Raw genomic sequence first — 23216 nt, 5'->3', positions numbered from 1 at the left:
CAGTAATCCTCGTCAAAAAACGCGAGGAAACTGCCAGTTCAAGCCCGATTGGTTCAACTCATATTCAGTGGGGAACCACCACTGAATAAAGTTTCATAATATACTTGCTAAACGGGCACTTGCGCTTTTGGTTTACTTCCATGTATCACGCAGGACACGCTCCCAGTTTTGATGGGTGATTTTACGCAGTTCGTCGTCATGAAAACCGTATGCCTTAAGTCGATCCGTTAATTTTGGCAATCCGGCAGCATTTTGCAATTCATCCGGAATGGCGGTGCCGTCAAAATCTGATCCAAGCGCGACATGATCTACTCCGAACTTTTCTGCTATATATGCAATATGACGGACAATTTTATCAAGTGGAATGTCGGTGCCAAGTCCACCGTCTTCCCGAAGCATGTTCACCGCATAATTGATTCCGGCGACACCATTGGACTCCTGAATTGCTGCCAGCTGTTTATCAGTCAGATTCCGGGAAATCGGGCAAATTGCATGTACATTGGAATGGGTGGCAACAAGCGGTGCATCTGTCAGTTTTACTACATCCCAAAACCCTTTTTCATTCAGGTGTGTATTATCAATCATAATCCCCAGCCGATTGCATTCCCGTACAAGTTGTTTACCTGCATCTGTTAATCCAGCCCCGATATCAGGGGAGGATGGATACCGGAACGGAACCCCTTCACCGAAAACGTTCTGCCGGCTCCAGACGATGCCGAGCGAACGCAGCCCAGCCTGATGAAGAACGTGGAGGGCATCAAAATCTGTATCAATTGCCTCTGCACCTTCCATATGAAAAATAGCTGCAATTATGTTATTTTCCAGACAGTGTGTCAGCTCATTCGCAGTTCGTACTATTTTGAAAGCACCTTTCGATTCTTTTTCAGTTTTTATGAGCTTTGCCGCCAAGGCGTTTGTATGGCGAAGGGCAGCTTCATGACTGATTTGCGGTGGAAGTGGAACATCGTAACCGTCATCCGTCATGTAATCCTCTGGCTCCACTTCATAATTTTCATTTGGCGTAAACATCGCGAAGAAACCGCCGCCGAACTCTCCCTTTTTCGCCTTTGTCATATCAATATGAAAGCCCGTTTCATCAAAAAAGGATTGCTCATTCTCATTTTCGGAAAAATAAAGTCGTAAAAGTGTGTCATTATGTCCGTCGAATACTGGAAAATTTGTCATAAAAAGCTCCTTTACATGTTATTGTTTTGCACCTTTATAGCCTTTTCGGAAGATTTCCTGAACACTGTGAACCGTTACATAGGCATTTGGATCAATATCTTCCATGATCTTTTTCAATTGGACTATTTCCTGTTTATTGATGACGAGATACAATACTTCCTTATCAACCTGGGAATAACCGCCGCGGCCTTCAAGGACCGTGATACCGCGAGCCATTTTATTGGTTACCTGATCAAGTACTTCATTTGGATGACTTGATATGATCAGTACGGATGTCCGCTCATTGGCACCCTCGACAATAACATCGATTACTTTTGCACCAAGATAAACGGAAACAAGCGTATACATAGCTTTTTCCTGTCCGATAATAAAAGCCGATCCCGCGATGACAAGAATATCAATCACCAGCATCCCTTTTCCAATACTCCATCCAAGCAGCTGATTAGCCATCCGTGCCAGAATTGCTGAACCACCTGATGTTCCGCCTGATCTGAAAATGAGCCCAAGCCCGATACCGACCGTCAGCCCGGCAAAAAGTGCCGCCAAAAGCGTGTCCCCGTTAATTGCTTTTCCCCAGTCTACGGTAATATGAAGAAACAGGGATGAGAAAAGGATGGAAATAATCGTGTACAGCGTTATACGTTTGGTAAAAAATTTATAACCGATGGCAAGTAATAAACTATTCAGAATAAAATTGACAATCCCCGGCGACCATTCAAACAGGTAATATGTAACGATGGTAATACCAATTACACCGCCTTCCGATAACCGATTCGGAATGGCAAAATAATTGACCCCGATTGCAAAAATAAACGATCCAATTATAATAAGCAGTACGTCTTTGGCTGTTCTGTTCAGCATATCATAATTCCTCCCCTTATCGTGATGCAGATACGCACTTTGATAAGCCGTCCATAATTAAATGTTACCTTATTCAGAGGCGATAAAACAGTCTTTTAACTGCAATGAAAATTTTTTATAAAAAAACCTAAAAAGGTATTGCTATTTTTGGATATCCATACTAAACTATACTTTGTTATAAAACATATACTGATTTTTAGACAGGGGGTATTTCTTTATGAAAGGTAAAGGAAATACAGCTAAGCGGAGATCAGTGGATATACTGTGGTATATACCCCTCGTAGCATTTGTGCTAGCCACCTTAGCTTTGAATTTGAACTAATAAACGTACCAACAATAACCCGGCATCTGGATATGGCTGCCGGGTTTTCGAATGGATATAAATCCTGCCTGCGTAAACGTGCGAACCAGCCAGGCAAACGTGCAAATTCTCTCCCGAACCTTCGAACTTGTAATGGATCGAAAATTTTGATGGGAAAATCAGCAAAAAGAGATAATACTTCGCACAAAACAAAAAAACCGGGCATGCTGCATGCCCGGTTTTAGAATTATCCAGTATTCTATTATTTGCCGTCAAAGGTAAGGACACGGCCCCACAAGTCATTTGTGCCCCAGATGCCGCGGCGCAGTCCTTCAAGCTGCACAATCTGGCTGTGGTCGACGAAAACGTTGATTTCAGGTCCGTAGTTTTTGATATACCATGCAAAAACATCCGGATCTGCAGCCTCAAACATAACGTTTTCTGTGCCAAGTTCACGAGCGAATTGTGTGGCGATTCCGGTGCGCCATTCACGGACGCTCTCGGTAATTCCTTCTGATTCAATCATGAGCATATAGGCACCGGCATCAAGGCAGCGTTTGCCGACTTCAATTGCCTGTGACGGATCGGTAATGCCCATTGCTTCGTTTTGTTCAACTGAGTTGGTACCGCCAGAGCCAAATTGTACGCCAATTTCCGGTTTGGCAAGAAGTCCGGCTTTTTGTACCTTTTCAACCAGCCGTACAATATCATCGACAGGCATGGTGATAAAGCCGGTTGAGATTTCAATGATGTCAAAGCCGACCCGCCTGCATTCACTAATATAATGATCTACGGCTTCTGGTCCCTGTGTCAGCACAGTTTCGATGAATCCGCCTGTAGAGACCTTAACATTATAGTGATGTGCCAGATCAAGCAGTTCCTTCAATTGCTCTTCGCGATACAAGGTGAACGATCCACCGGAGAATTTCAGAATGTCTACATAATCACCCATGGTTTCTAAAATATCCTGTAAATAACGTTTCCCCATGACAGCATAATAAGGTCCGCGAATTTCAGTAACCCCTTTTGTGCGTGGTTTTTCCTGACGTTTATTCATACGGATTTGTTGAAAAGCTCTTTCATTTGCCATTTTACTCATCCTCCTTGATTTTTACCTGACCAAGTAATTCGGTTAGTTCGCTGATTTTCACATTTTCCAGATTTTGAATTTTATCAGCAATTTGCGCCGCTAATTCACTGTCTATTTTTCGAGTTAAACCGTTATATTTTTCCATCAGCACATCCCAGCTTGCCGGCTGTGTCTTGAATCCTTGATAATCATGTTTTTCAATGTCAAAAATATGCCCGTCGTTTGTTTCCAGTTCAATACGGCTTGCCATTTCATCCGGAAAACGGTCACTGTATGCTTCACTCGGCTTTACATCCACTTTTTTCAGTAACTGCTGGATGTCGTCTCGGGAAATGCGTTCAGGATCATATTGTTCCGGCATTACTTGGCCATCCAGGTAAGCTGCTGCAAGCATATATGGCAGCGAATGGTCTGCTTCTTCTTTATATCGGATAAGTTTTTTGCCACCTTCTTCGCCGCCCCCAATGATGTTATAGGCGACATCAAAAGTGGTTAGACGAATCGCTTTAATATCTTGCGGTTTGATTTGTTCACGATCACGCAGCTCAAGCAATCCTTCAATGGACGACTGTGAATGAATTTCCGCATTAAACCGTTTAATGATTGTTTCCGTGACACGTTCAAGATTTTCCTTGGTCCAATCCAGCTCGAAATTTCCCGCGATGGTGTCCATAAATCCTTTGTTTCCTTCAAAAACTTCACGTGGACCTGTTATTCCATATTTGGCAAGCATCGCAGCATGAACTGCTCCCATTGCTGTATTAGGGTAAGCAAGACCTTTCCAGTTGGACAGCTCACCGGTCCGTGTAACGCGCAGTGAATTATAGCCGGTTCCGGCGATGGATGCTGCATTGGCAATCTGACTGCTGTTAAGTCCCATTGCCCTTGCTGCGCCAACTGCGGCACCATATTCACCTTGAACGGTATGGTCAAATCCGTGATCCCTGACTGGTGCAACATCTGATAATCGGCACTGTACCTGATAGGCAAGGGCCAGAGCCGGCAGAAATTCGCGGCCATCTGCATCGGCATATTCGGCAGCTGCCAGAACCGGTGCTATATTGTCGGACGGATGTCCGGTTTCATTTTTTGCAAGATATGAATCATTAAAATCCAGGTACCGTACTGCAGCACCATTGTAAAGTGTTGCATAATCCGGTGTCGTTTTTCCGCCGCCAATTAATGTGACAAGCGGTTCTCCTCCGAAATCTTTCGTCATCCGGCGAATATTTTCGACCGGTTTTCCTTCCAAAGCTCCGATTGCACAGCCAACGGAATCAAGCATGCGGCCTTTTAACGCCTGCATTGCCTCCCGGGAAAGATCTTCCCAGCGGACATCATGCGCCCAATCTGCAAGCTGTTCCACCATTGTGCGTTGATTTGACATGTGAATCACCTCCAAATAATTTCCCTTTGGCCAATTGGGAACTGAAAACAAGATCTCTTGCTTTCTTCACTTATTATGTTATACACAATAGTGATAAAAATAAATTATTTAATACTGAAAATATGATATTAAATACTTATAATATGTGATAAGATAATTTTAGCCATAAAAAAAGCCTGCAGACTGGTAACAGCCATGCAAGCATTATAGATATATGAATTTTGTTTTCAGACAGATTCACGCAATTTGATCTTTTGAATTTTTCCGCTTGGAGTTTTTGGCAATTCATCCATTAATGTAATGGACTTTGGACAACTGGCAGGTTCCAATTTTTCTTTGACATATTCGAGCAGTTCCTGTTCGGATGCGGATTTGCCATCGTGAAGCACAACAATCGCGTGCAGCACTTCGCCGAGGGCTTTGTCCGGACGGGCAAGAACCGCTACTTCCTGAACAGCCGGGTGTTCATAAAAAATACCTTCCACTTCAACGGTTGACACATGTTTATCTGTTTCCGGCACTGCCTTTTTATTCACAATCCGTATGCTGCCGTTTTCATCAATTGTACCCATATCACCAGTATGGAGCCAGCCATTAACAATTGTCTGATCTGCCCTTTTACTGCTATTTATAACACTTGGGCTTTTGACAATGACTTCACCGATTTCCTCGCCATTGTGTGCAACATCCTGCCCAAATTCATTTACAACACGTACTTCCGTCTCGCTCATATATAAACTCCCCTTTGCTAACTACCATTATAGCACAAGTCTGAAAGCGTTTTAATCAATAAAAATGGAAAACTCCCGGTACAAGTAAGCAACCGGGAGTTTTTGCTATTGTGCTTTGGAAAAGGTATGGGATTTGACGGGAACAATCCAGTCAAATGGATCCTCGATTTTTCCATATTGAATGCCGGTCAAGGTGTCATACAGCTTTTTCGCAACCGGTCCTGTTTCACGGTTGTTGATGACCATGTCTTCTCCATCCAGGGTTAACTGGCCAATAGGGGAGATGACCGCAGCTGTACCGGAACCGAATGCTTCTTCCAGCAGCCCATCTTTATGGGCCTGCTGCAGTTCTTCCATGGAGACCCTCCGCTCATTTACTGGGATATTCCAATGATTCAGAAGGGCGATTACCGAGTTTCGCGTTACACCTTCTAAAATACTTCCATTCAATGCAGGGGTAACAATTTCTCCATCAATCTTGAAAAATACGTTCATGCTGCCGACTTCTTCGATATACTTCTTTTCAACGCCATCGAGCCACAAAACCTGTGCAAATCCGCTGCCTGAAACAAGTTCCTGTGCTTTTAGACTGGCTGCATAGTTTCCGCCGGTTTTGGCTTCACCTGTTCCGCCCTTTACCGTACGGACATATTGGTTTTCTACAGCAATTTTAACCGGATTGATTCCTTCTTTATAATACTGGCCCACTGGAGAAAGTATAATCATAAACTTATAATGACGTGATGGTGCAACACCGATATATGGTTCGGTGGAAATAATAAATGGGCGGATATAAAGCGATGTTCCTTCAGCTTTCGGAATCCAGTCCTTTTCCAGTTCAACAAGCTGCTGAATTGCACTTAAGGCAAATTCCTCGTCAATCCGCGGAATACAAAGGCGGTCATTCGAATGATTAATCCGCTGCATATTTTTTTGCGGGCGAAACAGTTGTGGTTCGCCAGTTGGCGATAGATATGCTTTCAGCCCTTCGAAAACTGACTGACCGTAGTGAAATACCATGGCTGATGGATCGACCTCAAGCTTCTGGTACGGCACAATTCGAGGATCATGCCATCCTTCAGGTTCTGAATAATCCATGACAAACATATGGTCCGTAAACGTTCTTCCAAACTGTAATTCTTCTGATTTCGGTTTTTCCTTTCTAGTTGCAGAAAGATTGACTTGAATGGACCGATCTTCCATGTTGTTAGCCCCCTCGGTGTAAAAATTTAATATCTATGATAATTCATATTGCCACATTTTGCAATGGATAAACGCCAAAAGTTTCAAATTTAATGAAAAATTGTACTTCTACAGGTGCGCGGCACTACCCGAATTTTGTCGAAAAATATTAGAGTGTTGTTAAAAAAGCGGTCACAATGGGTTTTGTGACCGCGAATTGCTGATATTATCAGATGACATTCAGGGTTAATTCTCCAAGTTTATCAAACTGAACGTGATAGACTCCTTTTTGCAATGTTTTTGGCAGGATGAAGGTGCCGGCAGAAATGATCATTCCTTTTTCAATGGCATGACCGCTCTTTGCCAGTTCCTGAATCAGCCATTCTACAGCATGCACAGGATTGCCGAGCACTTCAGTGGATGGCCCTTCCGCTATTTTTTCACCATCCAGGGTCAGTTCAGCGTTAATCCCGCCAAGCTGTTCATAAGTCATGCCGTTCACTAGTTCACCGACTGTTATTTTTCCGGCAACCGCACTGTCCGCTATGACCTGCCCCATGCTTGTTTTCGGAAACCAGTCAGTAAATCGGGAGTCCGGAATTTCCAGTCCAGGAGCAATGCTCGTTTTTCGGAGTATGGACTCACGGTTATCGGAGACGGTTAAATCCTCGTTTGCCATAAACATTAGCTCAATTTCAATAAGCGGTGACAGCATTTTATCCAGTTCAATTGTACCTTCTGAAATACTGGTCGTTGTTAATGCACCATACAGTGGTGTGGTGGAATCAAATAATTGTTGTGTTTCTTTGCTTGTCAGGCTTATTTTGTAGCCTGCCAGATTGTCCTGATTTTGTGTCGCTTTTAATTCCGTCAGCAAATGCTGGATCTCATATGCTTCACTGCTGCTAAGGTCTTTTGGGACATCATCTTTGGATATCGGTTCGCAATGATGAAAAGCACTGAATAATGTTTCGGCAAGTTTAGCTGTATTGGCCATTGTTGAACACCTCAATTTATAATGTTTGACTGTCATTATATCAGATATAAAACATCTGCATGTAATAGAATCGCTTAATTAGGCATAGCGATGGCACAATATGATAGAATATTTTTAACATATAGTTGAATGGAGGAAAAGTATGTCTGATTCATTTGAAGTGATGAAGGAAGCGGAAGATTTTTATTATCAGGGAAACCATACAGGGGTCCTCGTCATTCATGGATTCACCGGATCCACACAAAGTATGCGCTTTTTGGGGGAAAGACTGGCCGATGAAGGTTTTACGGTGTACGGGCCAAGATTAAAAGGACATGGAACTGCACCGGAAGAAATGGAGCAGTCGGAATACAGGGAATGGATTAAATCAGTTGGGGAAGGCCTGGAAGTGCTGAATAAAACGTGCGATGAGATTTTTGTAACGGGTCTTTCCATGGGCGGCACACTAACACTGTATGTGGCTGAACATGCTGATGCTGGAAGGATAAAGGGGATTATGCCGATCAATGCCGCGATTCATATGCCAGACTTGATTGAAACATACGAGTCGCTCAAAGATACGGAAACCAGATTCGTGGATGGAATCGGTTCGGATATTAAGAAAGAAGGCATTGAAGAGCTTGCTTACGCTAAAACACCAGTGAAGTCAATGAAGGAAATAATCACGTTGTCTATGATTGTTCGCGGCAATTTGGAAAAAATAACCGCTCCTGCTCTGGTTTTTTCGTCAATCACAGACCATGTTGTACCACCGAAAAATTCACAGGAGATCTATGACTCTATTTCATCGGAGGATCGTGAACTGATAGAATTGGAGAACAGTTACCATGTAGCAACGTTGGATAATGATAAAGAATTGATAGCAGAAAAATGTGTGGCATTTGTGAACCGGTTGCGCTCGGAATAATGTAAAAAAGCCAGTACGCTGCGATGTGACAGCATACTGGCTTTCTGTGAAAAGGAGAAGGTGGGATTCGAACCCACGCGACGCTTACACGCCCTAACGCATTTCGAGTGCGTCCCCTTCAGCCGGACTTGGGTACTTCTCCAATTTATGGATGGTGCTGGTGAGAGGATTCGAACCTCCGACCCCGTCATTACGAGTGACGTGCACTGCCAACTGTGCTACACCAGCAAAATGTTCCATAGAGAATAATACTCCTTTTTCGGAAATTCATCAAGGGGTGAGCACCAACAAAATTATCCAGCACTATTTGGAGAAGACCAAATAGTAAGATACCATAGTGGTAGAAACGATGGTGCCAGGCACCTGAGGAGGCATGTTATATGATAAATAGTTTGCAGGATATGGTTACATTGCATAACGGGGTAAAGATACCGGGATTTGGTCTTGGTGTTTATAAGGTGGAAGATGGTGAGACGGTTATCCATTCGGTAAAAACGGCAATTAAGCATGGGTATCGGTCTATTGATACGGCATCTTTTTATGATAACGAACGTGGTGTCGGACAAGGTATTCGGGAATCCGGTATCCCGAGGGAAAAACTTTTCATTACATCTAAAGTGTGGAACGATCAGCAGGGATTTAACAATACATTAAAAGCATTTGATGCCAGCCTTGAAAAATTGGGAACAGATTATTTGGACTTGTATCTTATTCATTGGCCGGTCAGCGGGAAATTCCATGAAACGTGGAAAGCACTTGAAAAACTTTACCAGGACAGCAGAGTCCGTGCGATTGGTGTCAGTAATTTCCATGTCCATCACTTAAAAAATCTGCTGGAAAACAGTTATGAGAAACCTGTCATCAATCAGGTGGAATATCATCCGCACTTGACCCAAGTGGAATTAAGAGACTTTTGCAGCAAAGAAAATATTCAGCTTGAAGCATGGTCGCCATTAAAACGGGGACAACTTTTGAATGAGCCGGTCATCACAAAAATTGCCCAAAAGTATCAAAAATCGGTCGCACAGGTTATTTTGCGATGGGATATACAGACAAACGTAATCACTATTCCAAAATCGATTCATGAACAGCGCATCATTGAGAATGCGGATATATTTGATTTTTCGCTGTCCAATGAAGAAATGGCACAGATCAGCGCATTAAACATCAATGATCGAAGCGGTTCCAATCCGGATGACTTTTAATTCGATACGCTTCATTTAAGGGTATTATTTTCGTCACATCTGAATTTTTTCGAAAAACCCTTTGACCAATCATCACATTTTTGGTAAATTTACAATAATTTAATAAAAATAACTGCAAAATCTGATTGACCTTGTTGATGAAATAAGGCAGTTGCTTGGATATAAACCAGTTATATGAACGAAAGGCAAATTGGGAATTTGTCTGTTCATATTGCTGGTTTTTTCATTAGCAAACAAGAATACTAAGAAATTTTCAAGGAGGAATCTGAATGAAAGATTTAATTGAACTGGATAAACGGCACTTCATCCATCCGACGTCATCCATTCAACAGCAGCAGGAAAACGGACCAAAAGTGATCATGGAAAAAGGAGAGGGCGTCTATTTGTACGATAAAAATGGAAACGCATTCATTGATGCGATGTCTTCATTATGGAATGTCAATATTGGACACGGCAGGGAGGAACTTGCGGATGCAGCAGCGGCTCAAATGAAAAAGCTCGCATTCAGTTCAGCATTTTCAACGTTCAGTCACGAACCCGCTATTGAATTGGCTGCAAAAATAGCATCCATTACACCAGCCCATTTAAATGCGGTCTTTTTTGCTTCAGGTGGTTCGGAAGCGAATGACTCGGCAATTAAATTGGCACGACATTTCTGGAAAATACAGGGGCAGCCGGAACGCCGAAAAATTATATCATTAAAGCGGGGATACCACGGTGTCGCCGCAGCATCAACAAGCGCAACTGGTATTCCCGAATTTTGGGGGATGGCCGGCCATATGATGACCGACTTTGTCCATGCAGACACCCCATATGGAGGAAGTACAAATAGTGCAACTGCTTCATTACGTGACATGATTGAAAAAGAAGGACAGGAAAAAGTAGCGGCATTTATGGTTGAGCCTATACAGGGAGCAGGAGGTGTCCTGATTCCGCCGGATGATTACTTGAAAGAAGTACAAAAAGTTTGTGATGAATATGGAATCTTGTTCATTGCCGACGAAATTATTACCGGCTTTGGACGGACGGGAAAAATGTTCGGTGTGGAAAATTGGGATCTTCAGCCGGACCTGATGACGTTTGCGAAAGGTGTAACGAGTGGTTATGTGCCGCTTGGCGGTGTCGTTGTTTCTGATCACGTACATGACGTGCTTAAACGAAAGTCAAAAGGAACACTGTTTCATGGTTTTACGTATAGCGGCCACCCAACTGCAGCTGCGGTAGCACTGAAAAATATTGAAATCATGGAACAGGAAGACCTGGTGGAAAATGCACGGAAAATGGGAGAAATCCTTTTACAGGGATTCAAGGATATCAAACAGAAATTGAAATTTGTTGGAGATGTTCGGGCTAAGGGGATGCTTGGTGCTGTTGAACTGGTACGGAATCCCGAGACAAATGAACGTTTTGCGGCTGATTTGAAGGTTGCCCCAAATGTGATTGAGGAACTGTACAGGCGGGGTGTCATCTGCCGTCCGGTTACATATGAAAACACGGATATCATTTGTTTTGCCCCGCCAATTATTATCAATCAGGAGCAGGTTAGCACATTGGTTGAAAAACTTTATGATGCCATTTTAGCTGTGCAAAATGAACTCAAACTGTGACAATCAAAATATTTTCGGTCAAACAAGCATATTGTTTAATCATAAAATCACTTAACCGTTGGGGGGATGTAACATGGATGACGAACAAAAATTGCTGAAAATACTTGGGAACAAAGATGTGCTCGCACTGGCGTTTGGTGCGATGATTGGCTGGGGATGGGTGGTAACGACCGGACTTTGGATTACGGAGGCAGGTTCACTTGGTGCTATTTTAGCTTTTGCCATCGGCGGGATACTTGTCATTTTTGTCGGGTTGACATACGCTGAATTGTCCTCAGCCCTGCCACTTGCAGGCGGGGAGCATGTGTACAGTTATAAAGCAATGGGCAGGATTGCTTCCTTTATAACAACCTGGGCGATTATACTCGGGTATGTATCAGTCGTGGCTTTTGAAGCAGTTGCCCTTCCGACCGTTTTTGATTATCTCGTTCCGGGTTATAGTATGGGGAAATTATACACAATAGCCGGTTGGGACGTAACCATTACATGGGCAGGCGTCGGGATTATTGGTTCGATTATTATTACGTGGATAAATTATCGCGGTATTAAATTGACAACAGTAATTTCATTTATCCTTACATTGCTAATATTGATTGCTGGTCTGCTGCTGATAACAGGCAGTACCATCGGCGGGAACGCACAAAATATGCAGCCGCTGTTTGAAGAAGGGATTGCCGGGCTGCTGACAGTAATCATTATGACACCGTTCATGTTCGTCGGATTTGACGTTATCCCGCAGGCAGCTGAAGAAATAAATTTGAAACAGAAGCGCATCGGCCAGCTTCTGATTATTTCGGTTATCTTGGCAATTGCTTGGTATATTGCTGTTATTTTTGGTGTGTCTCGTATATTGAATCCATCTGAATTGGCTGACTCGAATCTGGTGACTGCAGATGCGATGGCAAAAGCATTTGGTGACAGCCGGATGATGGGGAATATTCTTGTGCTTGGCGGAATTGGCGGTATTTTAACCAGTTGGATCGGATTTTATGTCGGCGGCAGCAGAGCCATTTATGCACTGGCAAATGCCGGGATGCTTCCTAAAAGCCTTGGTGAACTACATGCGAAATATAAAACACCGTACAAAGCAATTTTGCTGATTGGGTTTTTCTCAGTAATTGCTCCGCTATTTGGACGTCCAGCACTTGTATGGCTGGTCAATGCAGGAGGACTTGGCCTCGTTGTAGCTTGGCTGATGGTGGCAGTATCCTTCGTTATATTACGTAAGAGGGCACCGGAAATGAAACGGCCGCTTAAGCTCCCCGGCGGCGCAACAATCGGCTGGATTGCAATTGCTATGACGATAGGAATATCGGTGCTTTATATGCCGGGAATGCCTTCAGCACTGGCTTGGCCGTATGAATGGGTAATAATAGGTTTGTGGGCTGTTTTAGGATTGATATTGTATAAGTATTCGGTTAATAAATATGGAAAAAAATATGCCGATGAACATATGAAAAAAGAAATTGACCGAATCGCATAGTAAAAAAGAATGAGTGATGTTCAAATTAGGACATCGCTCATTCATTGCGAAAAGATTTAAAATAATACAATTATTATTGACAATTTCACCAATAAAGGAGTATTATATAGTAAAGACAATGTCGACAATCGACAAGTTTTTTTCGTGTACCATTTCTTATATATGCCACATTTACTATAGAAAGTAGTTTATTTTTTATAAAAGTTGTCAAATACCACTATAGGAATCTGCATGCAAATTGAGTAACCGCTTTCATAAAGTCGCTTGGAAGAATGATTGAAGGAAGTGATGATTATGTTAACATTTACTGTTTCGGAATTTAAGGAGAGGATGGCTGGCACGAAACAGCGTATGTTGGATGCGGGGGTTGATATGCTGATGATCACTGATCCCGCGAATATGAACTATTTGACCGGATATGATGCATGGTCCTTTTATGTACATCAAATGCTCATTGTGATGCTTGATGAGGAACAGCCGATATGGGTAGGCCGCGGCCAGGATGCGAGTGCCGCCGAGCATACGACATGGCTTGATGGCGGACATATAATACCTTATGGTGATCATTATGTACAATCGGCAGTCAGGCACCCTATGGATTTCGTTTGTGATTTATTAAAAGAAAGAAATCGGGATAAGCAGACAATTGCGGTGGAACTTGATGCATATTACTTTACGGCAAGATCCTATATGCAACTGACACAAGGTCTTCCGGATGCAAAGTTTAAAGATGGCACAAACATGGTAAACTGGGTACGAATTATTAAATCGGATCAGGAAATCGAATATATTAAAAAGGCGGCAAAAATTTCTGAAAAGGCTATGCATGTGGCTTTTGAAACGATCAATGAAGGAGTTCGCGAGTGTGATGTCGTAGCAGCAATTTCACATGCGCAAATTAGAGGAACGGAAGATTTTGGAGGGGATTACCCGTCCATTGTCCCTTTGCTGCCTACAGGTGAAAAAACATCAGCAGCCCATCTGACCTGGACGGACGACAGGTTTAAAAATGGAGATCCTGCCATCATTGAGCTTGCCGGCTGCTACAGGCGGTACCATTCACCATTGGCAAGAACAGTGGCCATCGGACAGCCGTCAGATGATATGAAATTTGTATCGGATGTGGTTGTTGAAGGAATAGACGCTGTGCTTGATGCCGTGAAGCCTGGTATTTCATGTGAGGAACTTGAAATGATTTGGCGAAGGGTGATCGAACGGAGCGGCATTAAGAAAGAATCACGTATGGGATATTCGATGGGTCTCAATTACCCGCCTGATTGGGGAGAACATACGGCAAGTCTGAGACCGGGTGACAGAACGATTTTGGAGCCTAATATGACATTCCACCTGATTCCGGGAATATGGATGGAAAATATGGGTGTCGAAATCAGCGAATCTTTTCTGGTAACTGATTCAGGATGTACAATTCTTGCCAATTTTCCGCGTGAACTGTACGTGAAACCGAATATACGGCTTGCCTGAGAATAAAAAGCCGCATCACGCTGATTAACGTGATGCGGCTTTTCTATTTAAGCTTACTTTCTGCTAAACTTCATACTACCCCTTGTTATCCCAAACGCTTGCATCAATAAGATTAGGCGGTTTTTCGCCATTCAATCCTGCTTCAAGGTTATCTGCTGCCAGTTCTGACATTTTCAACTCCGTTTCCACGGTGGATGAACCGATATGCGGGGTGGTGACAACATTGCTCATTTGTAAAAGCGGGTTGTCAGAATCAATCGGCTCCTGTTCGAAAACATCCAGTGCAGCGGCGGCAATTTCACCTTGTTTCAGTGCTTCAATGAGATCCTCTTCCACAACTGTCTTTCCCCTCGAGGCATTGACAAAAATTGCTGATTTTTTCATGCGTTTGAATTCCTCTTTGCCAATCATGCCTTCCGTTTGTTTCGTCAATGGTGTGATCATACAAACAAAATCGGATGCCTCCAGTAATTTATCGAGATTACAATATTTTGCATTAAATTGCTTTTCAGCTTCTGGTTTGCTGGAACGGCTGTGATACAGAATATCCATGTCAAAACCGAAGTGTCCGCGCTGGGCAATTGCGTTGCCGATTCGCCCCATACCTATAATTCCAAGAGTTTTATGGTGTACGTTCGTTCCAAATAGTTCCGGTCCGACCGCTTCGACATCCCATTTACCTTCCTTTACATAATAATCAAGTTCCGGAATACGTCTTGCTGCGGCAACTAAAATACCGAATGCCGTATCGGCAACTGTATTTGTCAGAACACCCGGAGTATTGGTTGCCATCACATTTTTTTCTTTAAGTGCGTCCAGATCGAGGTTATTATACCCGACTGAAACGTTGCTGATAATTTTCAAGTTTGGGGCATGTTCCAGCAGCTGACGGTCGACCGGCAATTCCAATCCGATGGCACCTTCAGCCTCCTGCAGAAAATCAAGGAATTCGGTGTCTGTGTTCGTGTCTACATTTTTGAAAAACTGAACATCATATTTCTTCTGCAATCGTTCCAGTACAGGTTTCTCCACCCGGTTATATGCAAGAATCTTCTTCCTCATGGCCCTCATCCTTTTCTAACAATAAGTTTTAATCCAAACGTATCTATATAACAAAGGAAAGTCAACTGAAAGATATAATATTTAAAATTATTGGAATTGAAATTGACAATCCGAATAGTCTGAATTATGATGGATATATAAGATGATGTCGACAATCGACATAATACATTTTGCAGAAAATGCAGAAGGGGAGTCCGGTAATGGGCGATGATAATATTATCGTGCAGAAACCACTTAGTGAATTGATTGCAGATCAGTTGAAAACAGAAATCTGGAACGAATCCATCAAATTTGGCGACCGCCTGCTGGAAACAGATTTGGCGGAACGCTTTGATGTCAGCAGGAGCACGATAAGGGAAGCATTTAAAATTTTGGAAACAGAGGAGTTGATTGTCAGTAAAGCGAGAAAGGGAACGTATGTAACTGATTTTACCCAACAGGATTTAAATGAAATTATTGAGTTGCGCACACTTATTGAGTCACAGGCATTTAAAAAAGCAATGCCGAAATTGGATGATGATCACATCCAAAAACTAGAAAAAATCACTGGTCAAATGAAAGAAAAAGCCGATGAGCATGACTGGAATGGTTTATTTGATCTTGATATGGAGTTTCACAGTTTTGTTGTGAATTTATGTGGGAATGCAAGAATTGTAAGGATTTATAATTCGCTGCAGGTGCAGATCCGTACATTTCTGATGCATTTAGATCAATATTACTCAAATCCACAGTCATTTTACCGGGAACACAAGGAATTATTACAGGCGCTGATTTCCAAAGATAAGAATGCGTTGGAACAAAGGGTCAGCAACCACATTGAATATGTGGAAGAGAAATTACTCGGGGTAAATGACGAAAACCGCGTGCAAGCCAATTAGATTCCAGTACGTTATGGGGTCTGACACTATAAATCTATCAGGGAGGCTGAATGAGATGAGTAGAAAATTTGCAAATGTAAAAACCGAGTTGCCCGGTCCGAAAGCAAAAGAACTGCTTGACCGCAGGCATGATATTGTTCCGCAAGGGGTAGGGTATGGTATTCCGACATTTGTGGAATCAGCCAAAGGTGCTTTGCTTCAGGATGTTGACGGCAATAAATTCATTGATTTTGCCGGGGCAATCGGCTGTATTAATGTCGGTCACAGCCATGAAACTGTAACAGATGCGTTGCATGATCAGGTTGACCGCTACATTCATACAGGTTTCAACGTCATGATGTATGACCCATATATTGAATTTGCAGAGAAGTTGGCAGCGCTTGCACCGGGGAATTTTGAGAAGAAGGTGATGTTTTTAAACAGCGGTGCGGAAGCGGTTGAAAACGCAGTGAAAATTGCCCGCAAGTATACAAATCGCCAGGCGGTTGTTTCTTTTTCCGGCGGTTTTCACGGACGGACATTGATGACGATGTCCTTAACCGGGAAAGTGAAGCCTTATAAATATGAATATGGTCCATTCGCACCTGAAGTTTATCATGCACCATATCCATATCATTACCGCCGTCCGGAATCAATGAGTACTGGAGATTATTCGGATTATATGCTGCAGCAGGTTAAAGATTTCTTTATAAAAGAGGTTGATCCGACACAGGTGGCGGCATTCGTTATGGAACCGGTACAGGGTGAGAGCGGCTTTATTATTCCGGATAAGAATTTTGTGCAGGGTGTTTACGAACTGTGCAAAGAACATGGCATATTGTTTATTGCTGATGAAATTCAAACCGGATTCGGACGTACAGGAGAATACTTCGCAATGAGTCATTTTGGAATCGAACCAGACCTGATCTCGATTTCCAAATCAATGGCTGCCGGGTTGCCAATCAGCGGAGTCATTGGCCGTAAAGAAGTTATGGATGGAGCAAGTCCCGGTGAGCTGGGAGGCACATATTGCGGAAGCCCGCTTGGCTGCAGAGCAGGTATTGCTGTTTTGGATGTCATGGAAAAAGAGAACATTCCGGAACGCGGGCGAAAAATAGGTAAACGTGTTATGGAAAAGTTCGGGAAAATGTATGACAAATTTGATGTGATTGGTGATTATCGCGGTCTTGGCGCAATGTGTGCACTGGAACTTGTGAAAGACCGGAAAACGAAAGAACCTGCCAAAAAACAGACTGCCCAGGTATTGCAGGAAGCACACAAACGCGGATTAATCGTACTAAAAGCGGGTGTTTATGATAATGTTGTCCGCCTGCTGATGCCGTTAGTCATTACAGATGAACAGCTTGAAGAAGGGCTGGAACTGCTGGAAGAATCAGTGGAAGCTGTGATGACCGGAGCAACGAAATAATAGAATTGGAGTGTTGTAAAAATGGCTGAGGTAAAAAACTATTTCATGCATATAAATGGAGAGTGGGTTGGAGGTAATCTTGAGACAAAGGAAGTTACCAATCCGGCAAACGGGAATATAATCGGTACGGTTCCGAATGGCGGCGAAGCTGAAGGGGCTAAAGCTGTCGAAGCAGCACATGAAGCATTCGGTTCCTGGTCTAAACTGACGGCCTATGAACGGTCCGGTTATTTGAAAAAATTAAATGATCTGCTTCTTGAACATGAAGATGAACTTGCACAAATGATGACACTGGAGATGGGGAAGCCGATAAAAGAATCGCGGGGTGAAGTGAAATACGCTGCATCGTTTATTGAGTGGTTCGCGGAAGAAGCGAAACGCATTTATGGTGAGACCATTCCTTCCCATGCAGGGGATAAGCGCCTGCAAGTATGGAAAAAACCAGTCGGCGTTGCTGCGGCGATTACACCATGGAACTTCCCGGCTGCCATGCTGACACGTAAGATGGGCCCTGCACTTGCAGCAGGCTGTACATTTATTATGAAGCCTTCCGGGGAAAGCCCGCTTACGGCAGTGAAATTAATGGAACTGTGTGAAGAAGCAGGATTTCCAAAAGGTGTTGTCAACCTTGTTACAGGATCCTCTTCCAAAATTACAAAAGCATTTATGGAGGATGAGCGGGTTCGCAAGATTACATTTACCGGTTCAACTGAAGTTGGTAAAACATTGATTAAACAAAGTGCTGACAATGTAAAGAATGTTTCGCTTGAACTTGGCGGCCATGCACCATTGCTTGTTCTGGATGATGCAGATGTTGATGTGGCTGTTAATGGGCTGATGGCATCCAAATTCCGTAATGCCGGTCAGACATGCATTTGTGCAAACCGTATTTATGTACAGGAAGGAATTTATGATCAATTCGTCGATAAAATTACGGAGGCTGTGAAAGGGTTAAAGGTAGGAAATCCGGAAGAGGACACTACGGATATCGGTCCATTAATCAACCAGGCCGGGTTGGATAAAGTCAAAAGTCATGTGAAAGATGCGGTAGAAAAAGGAGCTGAAGTGAAGGTCGGCGGAGAGCCTGAAGACGGAAACGGGCTGTTTTTTGAACCTACCGTTGTAACAAATGCCGACCCATCGATGGAAATGATGCAGAAAGAAACCTTTGGCCCGGTTATTCCAATTCAGAAAGTGGGCTCCGAAGAAGAAGCTATTAAACTGGCAAATGATACGCCGTTTGGGCTTGCAGCATATGTGTTTACTAAAAATGCAGCAAGAGGTACCAGGGTAATTGAGCAATTGGATTACGGTATCGTCGGCTGGAACAATGGTGCACCATCTGCAGCACAGGCTCCATTTGGAGGAATGAAAGAGAGTGGACTTGGAAGAGAAGGCGGCCATGAAGGAATGGATGCCTTCGTCGAATCACAATATGTTTCCATGGGAATGGAATAAGGCATTAAGGCATTTACAGAAAGCAGGAGGGATCGATGTAAATGAAGGAAGCAATTGAAACAACCGGTGCTCCAAAGCCGAGCGGACCGTATTCACAAGCAATACAGTCAGGTGATTTTATCTTTGTCTCCGGTCAGGATGGTGCTTCCGGCGGTGCGACGATTGCCGCTCAAACTGCTGCCTGCTTGGAAAATATCAACAATATTTTGGCTGCAAAAGGTGCCGGGTTGGAGGACATTGTTCATGTCACATGCCATATATCAGAATTGAATGAAGCGACTGCAGCGGAATTTAACCGTGTGTATGCGGAATATTTTAAAGAAGTCGTAACCAAACCGGCAAGGATAACAACAGGCAGTCAACTGCTTGGTGCAAAGGTGGAAATAACCGCAATTGCAGCAGTCAGTTGACCGGACGAGGCTGGGACATATCAAAAACGTGTAATTCAAAAGACGAACGACGATTTAGCGGAGGAAATATGCGCAGACTCCTGCGGGAGGAAAGGCATAGGTGAGACCCCGCAGTGCGTAAGCACGAGGAGGCTCAGCAGCCGCCCACGGAAAGCGAAGTATATTTCCGGAGCGGCTATACGCTCCATTTCCAATAAATTGTTCAGGTTTTCCTTTGGATAAAACACTTTTGTCCCAGTCTCGTCTTTTTGCCAATTGACCGTGGAAGGGAGGCACAAACCGTGAATGTAAAATCGAAGGCAGATGAACTGTTATCGCAATTATCGGAATGGCGGCGACATCTTCATATGAATCCGGAACTGAGTTTTGAAGAAGTGGAGACATCCCGTTTTGTTGCAGAAAAACTTGCTGAAATCCCCGGAATGAAGGTGGAAACCGGAATTGGCTATCCAACTGCAGTCGTTGGAATCCTTTCATCCGGAAGCGGCCGTACTATCGCAATCCGGGCCGATATGGATGCATTGCCGATAGAGGAAGTCAATAAGCATGATTTTAAATCGAAAAAAAATGGTGTCATGCACGCTTGCGGACATGATGCACATACAGCCATTGTACTTGGAACGGCAACTTTGCTTGGCGAACTCTTTCAAAATGGCGAGGTGGAAGGAACGGTGAAATTTTTATTTCAGCCGGCGGAGGAAGCGGCTGATGATCTTGGTTCAACCGGATCGCCTTACTTAATCCAGGCAGGGCTTCTGGCAGATGTGGAGCGTGTCATGGCACTTCACATGAGCCCGGAAGATGCTTTCGGTGAAGTTAAGATTCATGATGGTTACAGCATGGCAAGTGGTGACGTGTTTGAGGCAACGATTAGCGGTTCAGGCGGACATGGCGCCTATCCACACCTGGCCTTGGATCCAATGTGGCTGCTCGGGCCGGTGCTCTCGGCATTACATGGCATCGTATCACGCAGGATTTCGCCATTAGATGCCGGTGTAATTAGCATTGGCAGTATCGAAAGCGGCTTTGCCAGTAATGTGATTCCATCTGAAGTAAGCATAAAAGGAACGATTCGCAGTTACCGGCCTGAAGTACGTGATGTTTTGCACCAGGAGTTGGAAAAAGCATTCTCATTGGTAGAGCCGCTCGGCGGTAATTATGAGCTGTCAATCCGGGCAGAAGATCCTGCACTTGCAAATGATCCGGTTGTGAATCAGGCGATACGCAATGTATTTCGCAACCTGTACCCTGATTACACGATTAAAAATGTTCCCTTTGGATTGGGTGGTGAAGATTTTGCCCATATGACCAAAACCGTACCAGGTGCCATGTTCTTCCTTGGCTGTGGTCTTGATGACGGAGAAAGCCGGAACTTGCACACACCAAACTTCGATATTGATGAACGTGTTTTGCCGGTTGGAGCTGCGATTTTCACGGAATCCGCAAGACAGTTTTTGATGGGTATCAAATAGAGACCTTAAATGGAAGGCAAGTGGGAGAGAACCCCTCAAAAATGGGAGAGAAAACGCTGAAGTGGGAGAGAGCCCCTCAAAAATGGGAGAGAAAACGCTGAAGTGGGAGAGAGCCCCTCATGAATGGGAGAGAAAACCCTGAAATGGGAGAGCCCACCGAATGGGGAGAAAGGAACTCTAAAGTTGGATAGCTCAGCCATGCCAACAACTCTACCATAAAAAGGAGGGATATAAATGGCAGGTGAGACGCTTGCATTAAAAGATATTTGGCTGGCCAAAAATCGGATTGCCCAATACGTTCCGAAATCGCCCCTCATTTATTCACCTGCACTATCAAAAATTGCAGATGCTCCGGTTCATTTAAAATTGGAAAATATGAATCCGAGCGGCTCATTTAAAATCAGAGGCGCAGCCAACAAGATTCTGAGTTTGTCAGATGCGGAAAAGAGGAAAGGGATAACAACCTTTTCAACCGGAAACTTTGGAGTGAGTGTCGCATATATGGCAAAAAAGCTCGGAATACAAGCAAAAATTTGTATTTCCAACAGAGTTCCCGGCGGTAAAGTGGAAGCGCTTCAGAATTCAGGGGCAGATGTCGAAATTTACGGGGAATCTCAGGATGAAGCGGAAGCACGAAGCTATGAACTGGAAAAAAGGGATGGGCTTACGGTCATTCATCCTTTTGATGATCCGCATATTATCGCGGGGCAGGGTACGATTGGTCTTGAATTATTTGAAGATCTGCCGGAAGTTGATACCGTACTAGGTGGTTTGTCAGGCGGCGGATTGCATTCGGGGCTGGGGATAGCTTTAAAAGAAACGAATCCCGATATCCGTCTTATCGGGTTATCCACGAGACAGGGTGCAGCCATGTACGAAAGTATTCAAGCAGGCAAACCGATACAAATAGACGAAAATGATACATTGGCGGACAGTCTGCTGGGTGGAATCGGTCTGCAAAATCAGTATACGTTTACCTTGGTCCAAAAATATGTTAATGAGTTGCTGTTAATGGATGAACAGGAGTTTGCGGATGGAATGGCTTTTATGCTTGATAAGCATAAAATGATTATTGAAGGAGCTGCGGCATCCGGCATCGGTGCACTTTTACATGAGAAAGTTAAACCGGGTTCACAGGTCGCTGCTATTGTAACGGGTTGCAGTGTGGATACAGACGTGATTCTAAAAATCATGCAGGAGAACAAAAACGCATAAGGAGGTATTTTCATGAGTAAGATGTTATTTAATACCGAGATTATCGAACGGAACAATGTAGTAAATATTGAAGATCGGGCATACCAGTTCGGAGACGGGATTTACGAAGTGATCGGGGTTTATAATGGAAAACCTTTAATGCTTGATGAGCATATGCAGCGGTTGGAAAGAAGTGCCCGGGAAATCCGGTTAACCTTACCGGAATCAACTGCAAAACTGAAAAAGAGACTGGAACAGCTTGTTTCTACCAATGAATTGCATGAAGGTATTATTTATATGCAAGTTTCCAGAGGGGTTGCATCAAGGGAACATTATTTTCCGTCAGCAGATGTTTCGCCAGTCATAGTAGCCTATACACGGGAAGAAGAGCGTATGACCGATGTAGAAGATAAAGGGGCAAAAGCAGTACTTGTTGAAGATATCCGCTGGCTTCGCTGTGATATAAAAACCCTTAATCTGCTTCCAAATGCAATGGCAAAGCAGGAAGCTGTTGAGAATGATGCCATCGAAGCGATTTTGCATAGAGGAAATATCGTTACAGAAGCGAGTGCATCGAACGTGTTTATGGTAAAAAACGGCGAATTATATACGCATCCAGCAGATAACTATATTTTAAATGGAATCACGCGGCGAAAATTGCTGGAGCTGGCATCAGAACTTGGAATTAATGTAAATGAACAGACATTTACAGTTGATGAACTGTTAGCAGCTGACGAGGTATTTGTTTCCGCAACGAAACTTGATATCATTCCGGTGCTGCAGGTGGATGATTCGATAATTGGAAACGGCCAGCCGGGTAATATAACCAGACAATTGATTCACGCTTTTCGCAATTTGTATGAGCAGAATACGGAAAGCAGGGCGTGATTCGAAAAAACGTATAACCTGAAGGGGG

At 43.6% G+C, this 23216-nt stretch carries 20 protein-coding genes and 2 tRNA genes; 12 read left to right on the top strand and 10 right to left on the bottom strand.

What is annotated here, in order from left to right:
* Positions 1-132 precede the first annotated feature (132 nt).
* The 7 genes from B1K71_RS14530 to B1K71_RS14500 form a co-directional block, all read right to left on the bottom strand.
* Entirely contained in the window at positions 133-1185 is a 1053-nt protein-coding gene (locus B1K71_RS14530; protein ID WP_077328287.1) for a dipeptidase, read from the bottom strand.
* 18 nt (positions 1186-1203) lie between these two features.
* Positions 1204-2046 (bottom strand): YitT family protein, encoded by an 843-nt coding sequence (locus B1K71_RS14525; protein ID WP_077328285.1) that lies wholly within the window; start codon positions 2044-2046, stop codon positions 1204-1206.
* A gap of 563 nt (positions 2047-2609) precedes the next feature.
* Positions 2610-3437, bottom strand: a complete 828-nt coding sequence (locus B1K71_RS14520; protein ID WP_077328283.1) for a phosphosulfolactate synthase — start codon at positions 3435-3437, stop codon at positions 2610-2612.
* A 1-nt stretch (position 3438) separates the two neighbouring features.
* Positions 3439-4824 carry an MmgE/PrpD family protein gene (locus B1K71_RS14515; RefSeq protein ID WP_077328281.1) on the bottom strand — a complete coding sequence of 462 codons (1386 nt, stop codon included), beginning with the start codon at positions 4822-4824 and terminating at the stop codon, positions 3439-3441.
* A gap of 227 nt (positions 4825-5051) precedes the next feature.
* Positions 5052-5555, bottom strand: a complete 504-nt coding sequence (locus B1K71_RS14510) for an AMP-binding enzyme (protein ID WP_077328279.1) — start codon at positions 5553-5555, stop codon at positions 5052-5054.
* Positions 5556-5660: 105 nt separating this feature from the next.
* On the bottom strand, positions 5661-6758 hold the full coding sequence (locus tag B1K71_RS14505; RefSeq protein ID WP_077328277.1) for a branched-chain amino acid aminotransferase: 1098 nt from the start codon (positions 6756-6758) through the stop codon (positions 5661-5663).
* A 208-nt stretch (positions 6759-6966) separates the two neighbouring features.
* Entirely contained in the window at positions 6967-7734 is a 768-nt protein-coding gene (locus B1K71_RS14500) for a 2-keto-4-pentenoate hydratase (RefSeq protein ID WP_077328275.1), read from the bottom strand.
* Between the two features lie 142 nt (positions 7735-7876).
* Between B1K71_RS14500 and B1K71_RS14495 the strand changes: the two genes are divergently transcribed.
* On the top strand, positions 7877-8641 hold the full coding sequence (locus B1K71_RS14495) for an alpha/beta hydrolase (RefSeq protein ID WP_077328274.1): 765 nt from the start codon (positions 7877-7879) through the stop codon (positions 8639-8641).
* Between the two features lie 52 nt (positions 8642-8693).
* On the opposite strand, the gene B1K71_RS14490 is transcribed toward B1K71_RS14495, so the two are convergent.
* Both B1K71_RS14490 and B1K71_RS14485 read right to left on the bottom strand, forming a co-directional pair.
* Positions 8694-8783: transfer RNA gene (locus B1K71_RS14490), tRNA-Ser, on the bottom strand.
* Positions 8784-8793: 10 nt separating this feature from the next.
* A tRNA-Thr gene (locus tag B1K71_RS14485) sits at positions 8794-8869 on the bottom strand.
* A gap of 152 nt (positions 8870-9021) precedes the next feature.
* Here B1K71_RS14485 and B1K71_RS14480 point away from each other — a divergent pair.
* The 4 genes from B1K71_RS14480 (at position 9022) to B1K71_RS14465 (ending at position 14418) form a co-directional block, all read left to right on the top strand.
* Positions 9022-9846 carry an aldo/keto reductase gene (locus tag B1K71_RS14480; RefSeq protein ID WP_077328273.1) on the top strand — a complete coding sequence of 275 codons (825 nt, stop codon included), beginning with the start codon at positions 9022-9024 and terminating at the stop codon, positions 9844-9846.
* Between the two features lie 269 nt (positions 9847-10115).
* On the top strand, positions 10116-11453 hold the full coding sequence (locus tag B1K71_RS14475; RefSeq protein ID WP_077328271.1) for an aminotransferase family protein: 1338 nt from the start codon (positions 10116-10118) through the stop codon (positions 11451-11453).
* 73 nt (positions 11454-11526) lie between these two features.
* Positions 11527-12936: an APC family permease gene (locus B1K71_RS14470; RefSeq protein ID WP_077328269.1), complete on the top strand. Its 1410-nt coding sequence runs from the start codon at positions 11527-11529 to the stop codon at positions 12934-12936.
* A gap of 294 nt (positions 12937-13230) precedes the next feature.
* Complete coding sequence (locus B1K71_RS14465) at positions 13231-14418, top strand: M24 family metallopeptidase (protein WP_077328267.1); 1188 nt, start codon at positions 13231-13233, stop codon at positions 14416-14418.
* A gap of 75 nt (positions 14419-14493) precedes the next feature.
* Here the strand turns inward: B1K71_RS14465 and B1K71_RS14460 are convergent, their stop codons facing one another.
* Complete coding sequence (locus B1K71_RS14460) at positions 14494-15480, bottom strand: 2-hydroxyacid dehydrogenase (protein WP_077328265.1); 987 nt, start codon at positions 15478-15480, stop codon at positions 14494-14496.
* Between the two features lie 200 nt (positions 15481-15680).
* Between B1K71_RS14460 and B1K71_RS14455 the strand changes: the two genes are divergently transcribed.
* The 7 genes from B1K71_RS14455 to dat all read left to right on the top strand — a co-directional run bounded on the left by B1K71_RS14455 (position 15681) and on the right by dat (position 23188).
* Positions 15681-16358, top strand: a complete 678-nt coding sequence (locus tag B1K71_RS14455) for a GntR family transcriptional regulator (RefSeq protein ID WP_077328263.1) — start codon at positions 15681-15683, stop codon at positions 16356-16358.
* A gap of 55 nt (positions 16359-16413) precedes the next feature.
* Entirely contained in the window at positions 16414-17766 is a 1353-nt protein-coding gene (gabT, locus tag B1K71_RS14450; RefSeq protein WP_077328261.1) for a 4-aminobutyrate--2-oxoglutarate transaminase, read from the top strand.
* 21 nt (positions 17767-17787) lie between these two features.
* Entirely contained in the window at positions 17788-19224 is a 1437-nt protein-coding gene (locus B1K71_RS14445; RefSeq protein WP_077328259.1) for an NAD-dependent succinate-semialdehyde dehydrogenase, read from the top strand.
* A gap of 41 nt (positions 19225-19265) precedes the next feature.
* Positions 19266-19634: a RidA family protein gene (locus tag B1K71_RS14440; RefSeq protein ID WP_077328257.1), complete on the top strand. Its 369-nt coding sequence runs from the start codon at positions 19266-19268 to the stop codon at positions 19632-19634.
* A 281-nt stretch (positions 19635-19915) separates the two neighbouring features.
* Entirely contained in the window at positions 19916-21106 is a 1191-nt protein-coding gene (locus tag B1K71_RS14435; protein WP_245799288.1) for a M20 metallopeptidase family protein, read from the top strand.
* A gap of 234 nt (positions 21107-21340) precedes the next feature.
* Entirely contained in the window at positions 21341-22321 is a 981-nt protein-coding gene (locus tag B1K71_RS14430; protein ID WP_077328255.1) for a pyridoxal-phosphate dependent enzyme, read from the top strand.
* Positions 22322-22333: 12 nt separating this feature from the next.
* The gene (gene dat, locus B1K71_RS14425) at positions 22334-23188 is read left to right on the top strand and encodes a D-amino-acid transaminase (RefSeq protein WP_077328253.1); all 855 of its coding nucleotides are present in this window, start codon (positions 22334-22336) and stop codon (positions 23186-23188) included.
* Positions 23189-23216 lie beyond the last annotated feature (28 nt).

Source organism: Virgibacillus siamensis, assembly GCF_900162695.1.
GTDB classification, from domain to species: Bacteria; Bacillota; Bacilli; order Bacillales; family Amphibacillaceae; genus Lentibacillus; species Lentibacillus siamensis_A.
This window is presented reverse-complemented; position numbering and strand designations above follow the sequence as displayed.

Coding starts and splice junctions, on each gene's coding strand:
- B1K71_RS14530 (WP_077328287.1), bottom strand. CDS start 1,185: ATGACAAATTTTCCAGTATTCGACGGACATAATGACACACTTTTACGA.
- B1K71_RS14525 (WP_077328285.1), bottom strand. CDS start 2,046: ATGCTGAACAGAACAGCCAAAGACGTACTGCTTATTATAATTGGATCG.
- B1K71_RS14520 (WP_077328283.1), bottom strand. CDS start 3,437: ATGGCAAATGAAAGAGCTTTTCAACAAATCCGTATGAATAAACGTCAG.
- B1K71_RS14515 (WP_077328281.1), bottom strand. CDS start 4,824: ATGTCAAATCAACGCACAATGGTGGAACAGCTTGCAGATTGGGCGCAT.
- B1K71_RS14510 (WP_077328279.1), bottom strand. CDS start 5,555: ATGAGCGAGACGGAAGTACGTGTTGTAAATGAATTTGGGCAGGATGTT.
- B1K71_RS14505 (WP_077328277.1), bottom strand. CDS start 6,758: ATGGAAGATCGGTCCATTCAAGTCAATCTTTCTGCAACTAGAAAGGAA.
- B1K71_RS14500 (WP_077328275.1), bottom strand. CDS start 7,734: ATGGCCAATACAGCTAAACTTGCCGAAACATTATTCAGTGCTTTTCAT.
- B1K71_RS14495 (WP_077328274.1), top strand. CDS start 7,877: ATGTCTGATTCATTTGAAGTGATGAAGGAAGCGGAAGATTTTTATTAT.
- B1K71_RS14480 (WP_077328273.1), top strand. CDS start 9,022: ATGATAAATAGTTTGCAGGATATGGTTACATTGCATAACGGGGTAAAG.
- B1K71_RS14475 (WP_077328271.1), top strand. CDS start 10,116: ATGAAAGATTTAATTGAACTGGATAAACGGCACTTCATCCATCCGACG.
- B1K71_RS14470 (WP_077328269.1), top strand. CDS start 11,527: ATGGATGACGAACAAAAATTGCTGAAAATACTTGGGAACAAAGATGTG.
- B1K71_RS14465 (WP_077328267.1), top strand. CDS start 13,231: ATGTTAACATTTACTGTTTCGGAATTTAAGGAGAGGATGGCTGGCACG.
- B1K71_RS14460 (WP_077328265.1), bottom strand. CDS start 15,480: ATGAGGAAGAAGATTCTTGCATATAACCGGGTGGAGAAACCTGTACTG.
- B1K71_RS14455 (WP_077328263.1), top strand. CDS start 15,681: ATGGGCGATGATAATATTATCGTGCAGAAACCACTTAGTGAATTGATT.
- gabT (WP_077328261.1), top strand. CDS start 16,414: ATGAGTAGAAAATTTGCAAATGTAAAAACCGAGTTGCCCGGTCCGAAA.
- B1K71_RS14445 (WP_077328259.1), top strand. CDS start 17,788: ATGGCTGAGGTAAAAAACTATTTCATGCATATAAATGGAGAGTGGGTT.
- B1K71_RS14440 (WP_077328257.1), top strand. CDS start 19,266: ATGAAGGAAGCAATTGAAACAACCGGTGCTCCAAAGCCGAGCGGACCG.
- B1K71_RS14430 (WP_077328255.1), top strand. CDS start 21,341: ATGGCAGGTGAGACGCTTGCATTAAAAGATATTTGGCTGGCCAAAAAT.
- dat (WP_077328253.1), top strand. CDS start 22,334: ATGAGTAAGATGTTATTTAATACCGAGATTATCGAACGGAACAATGTA.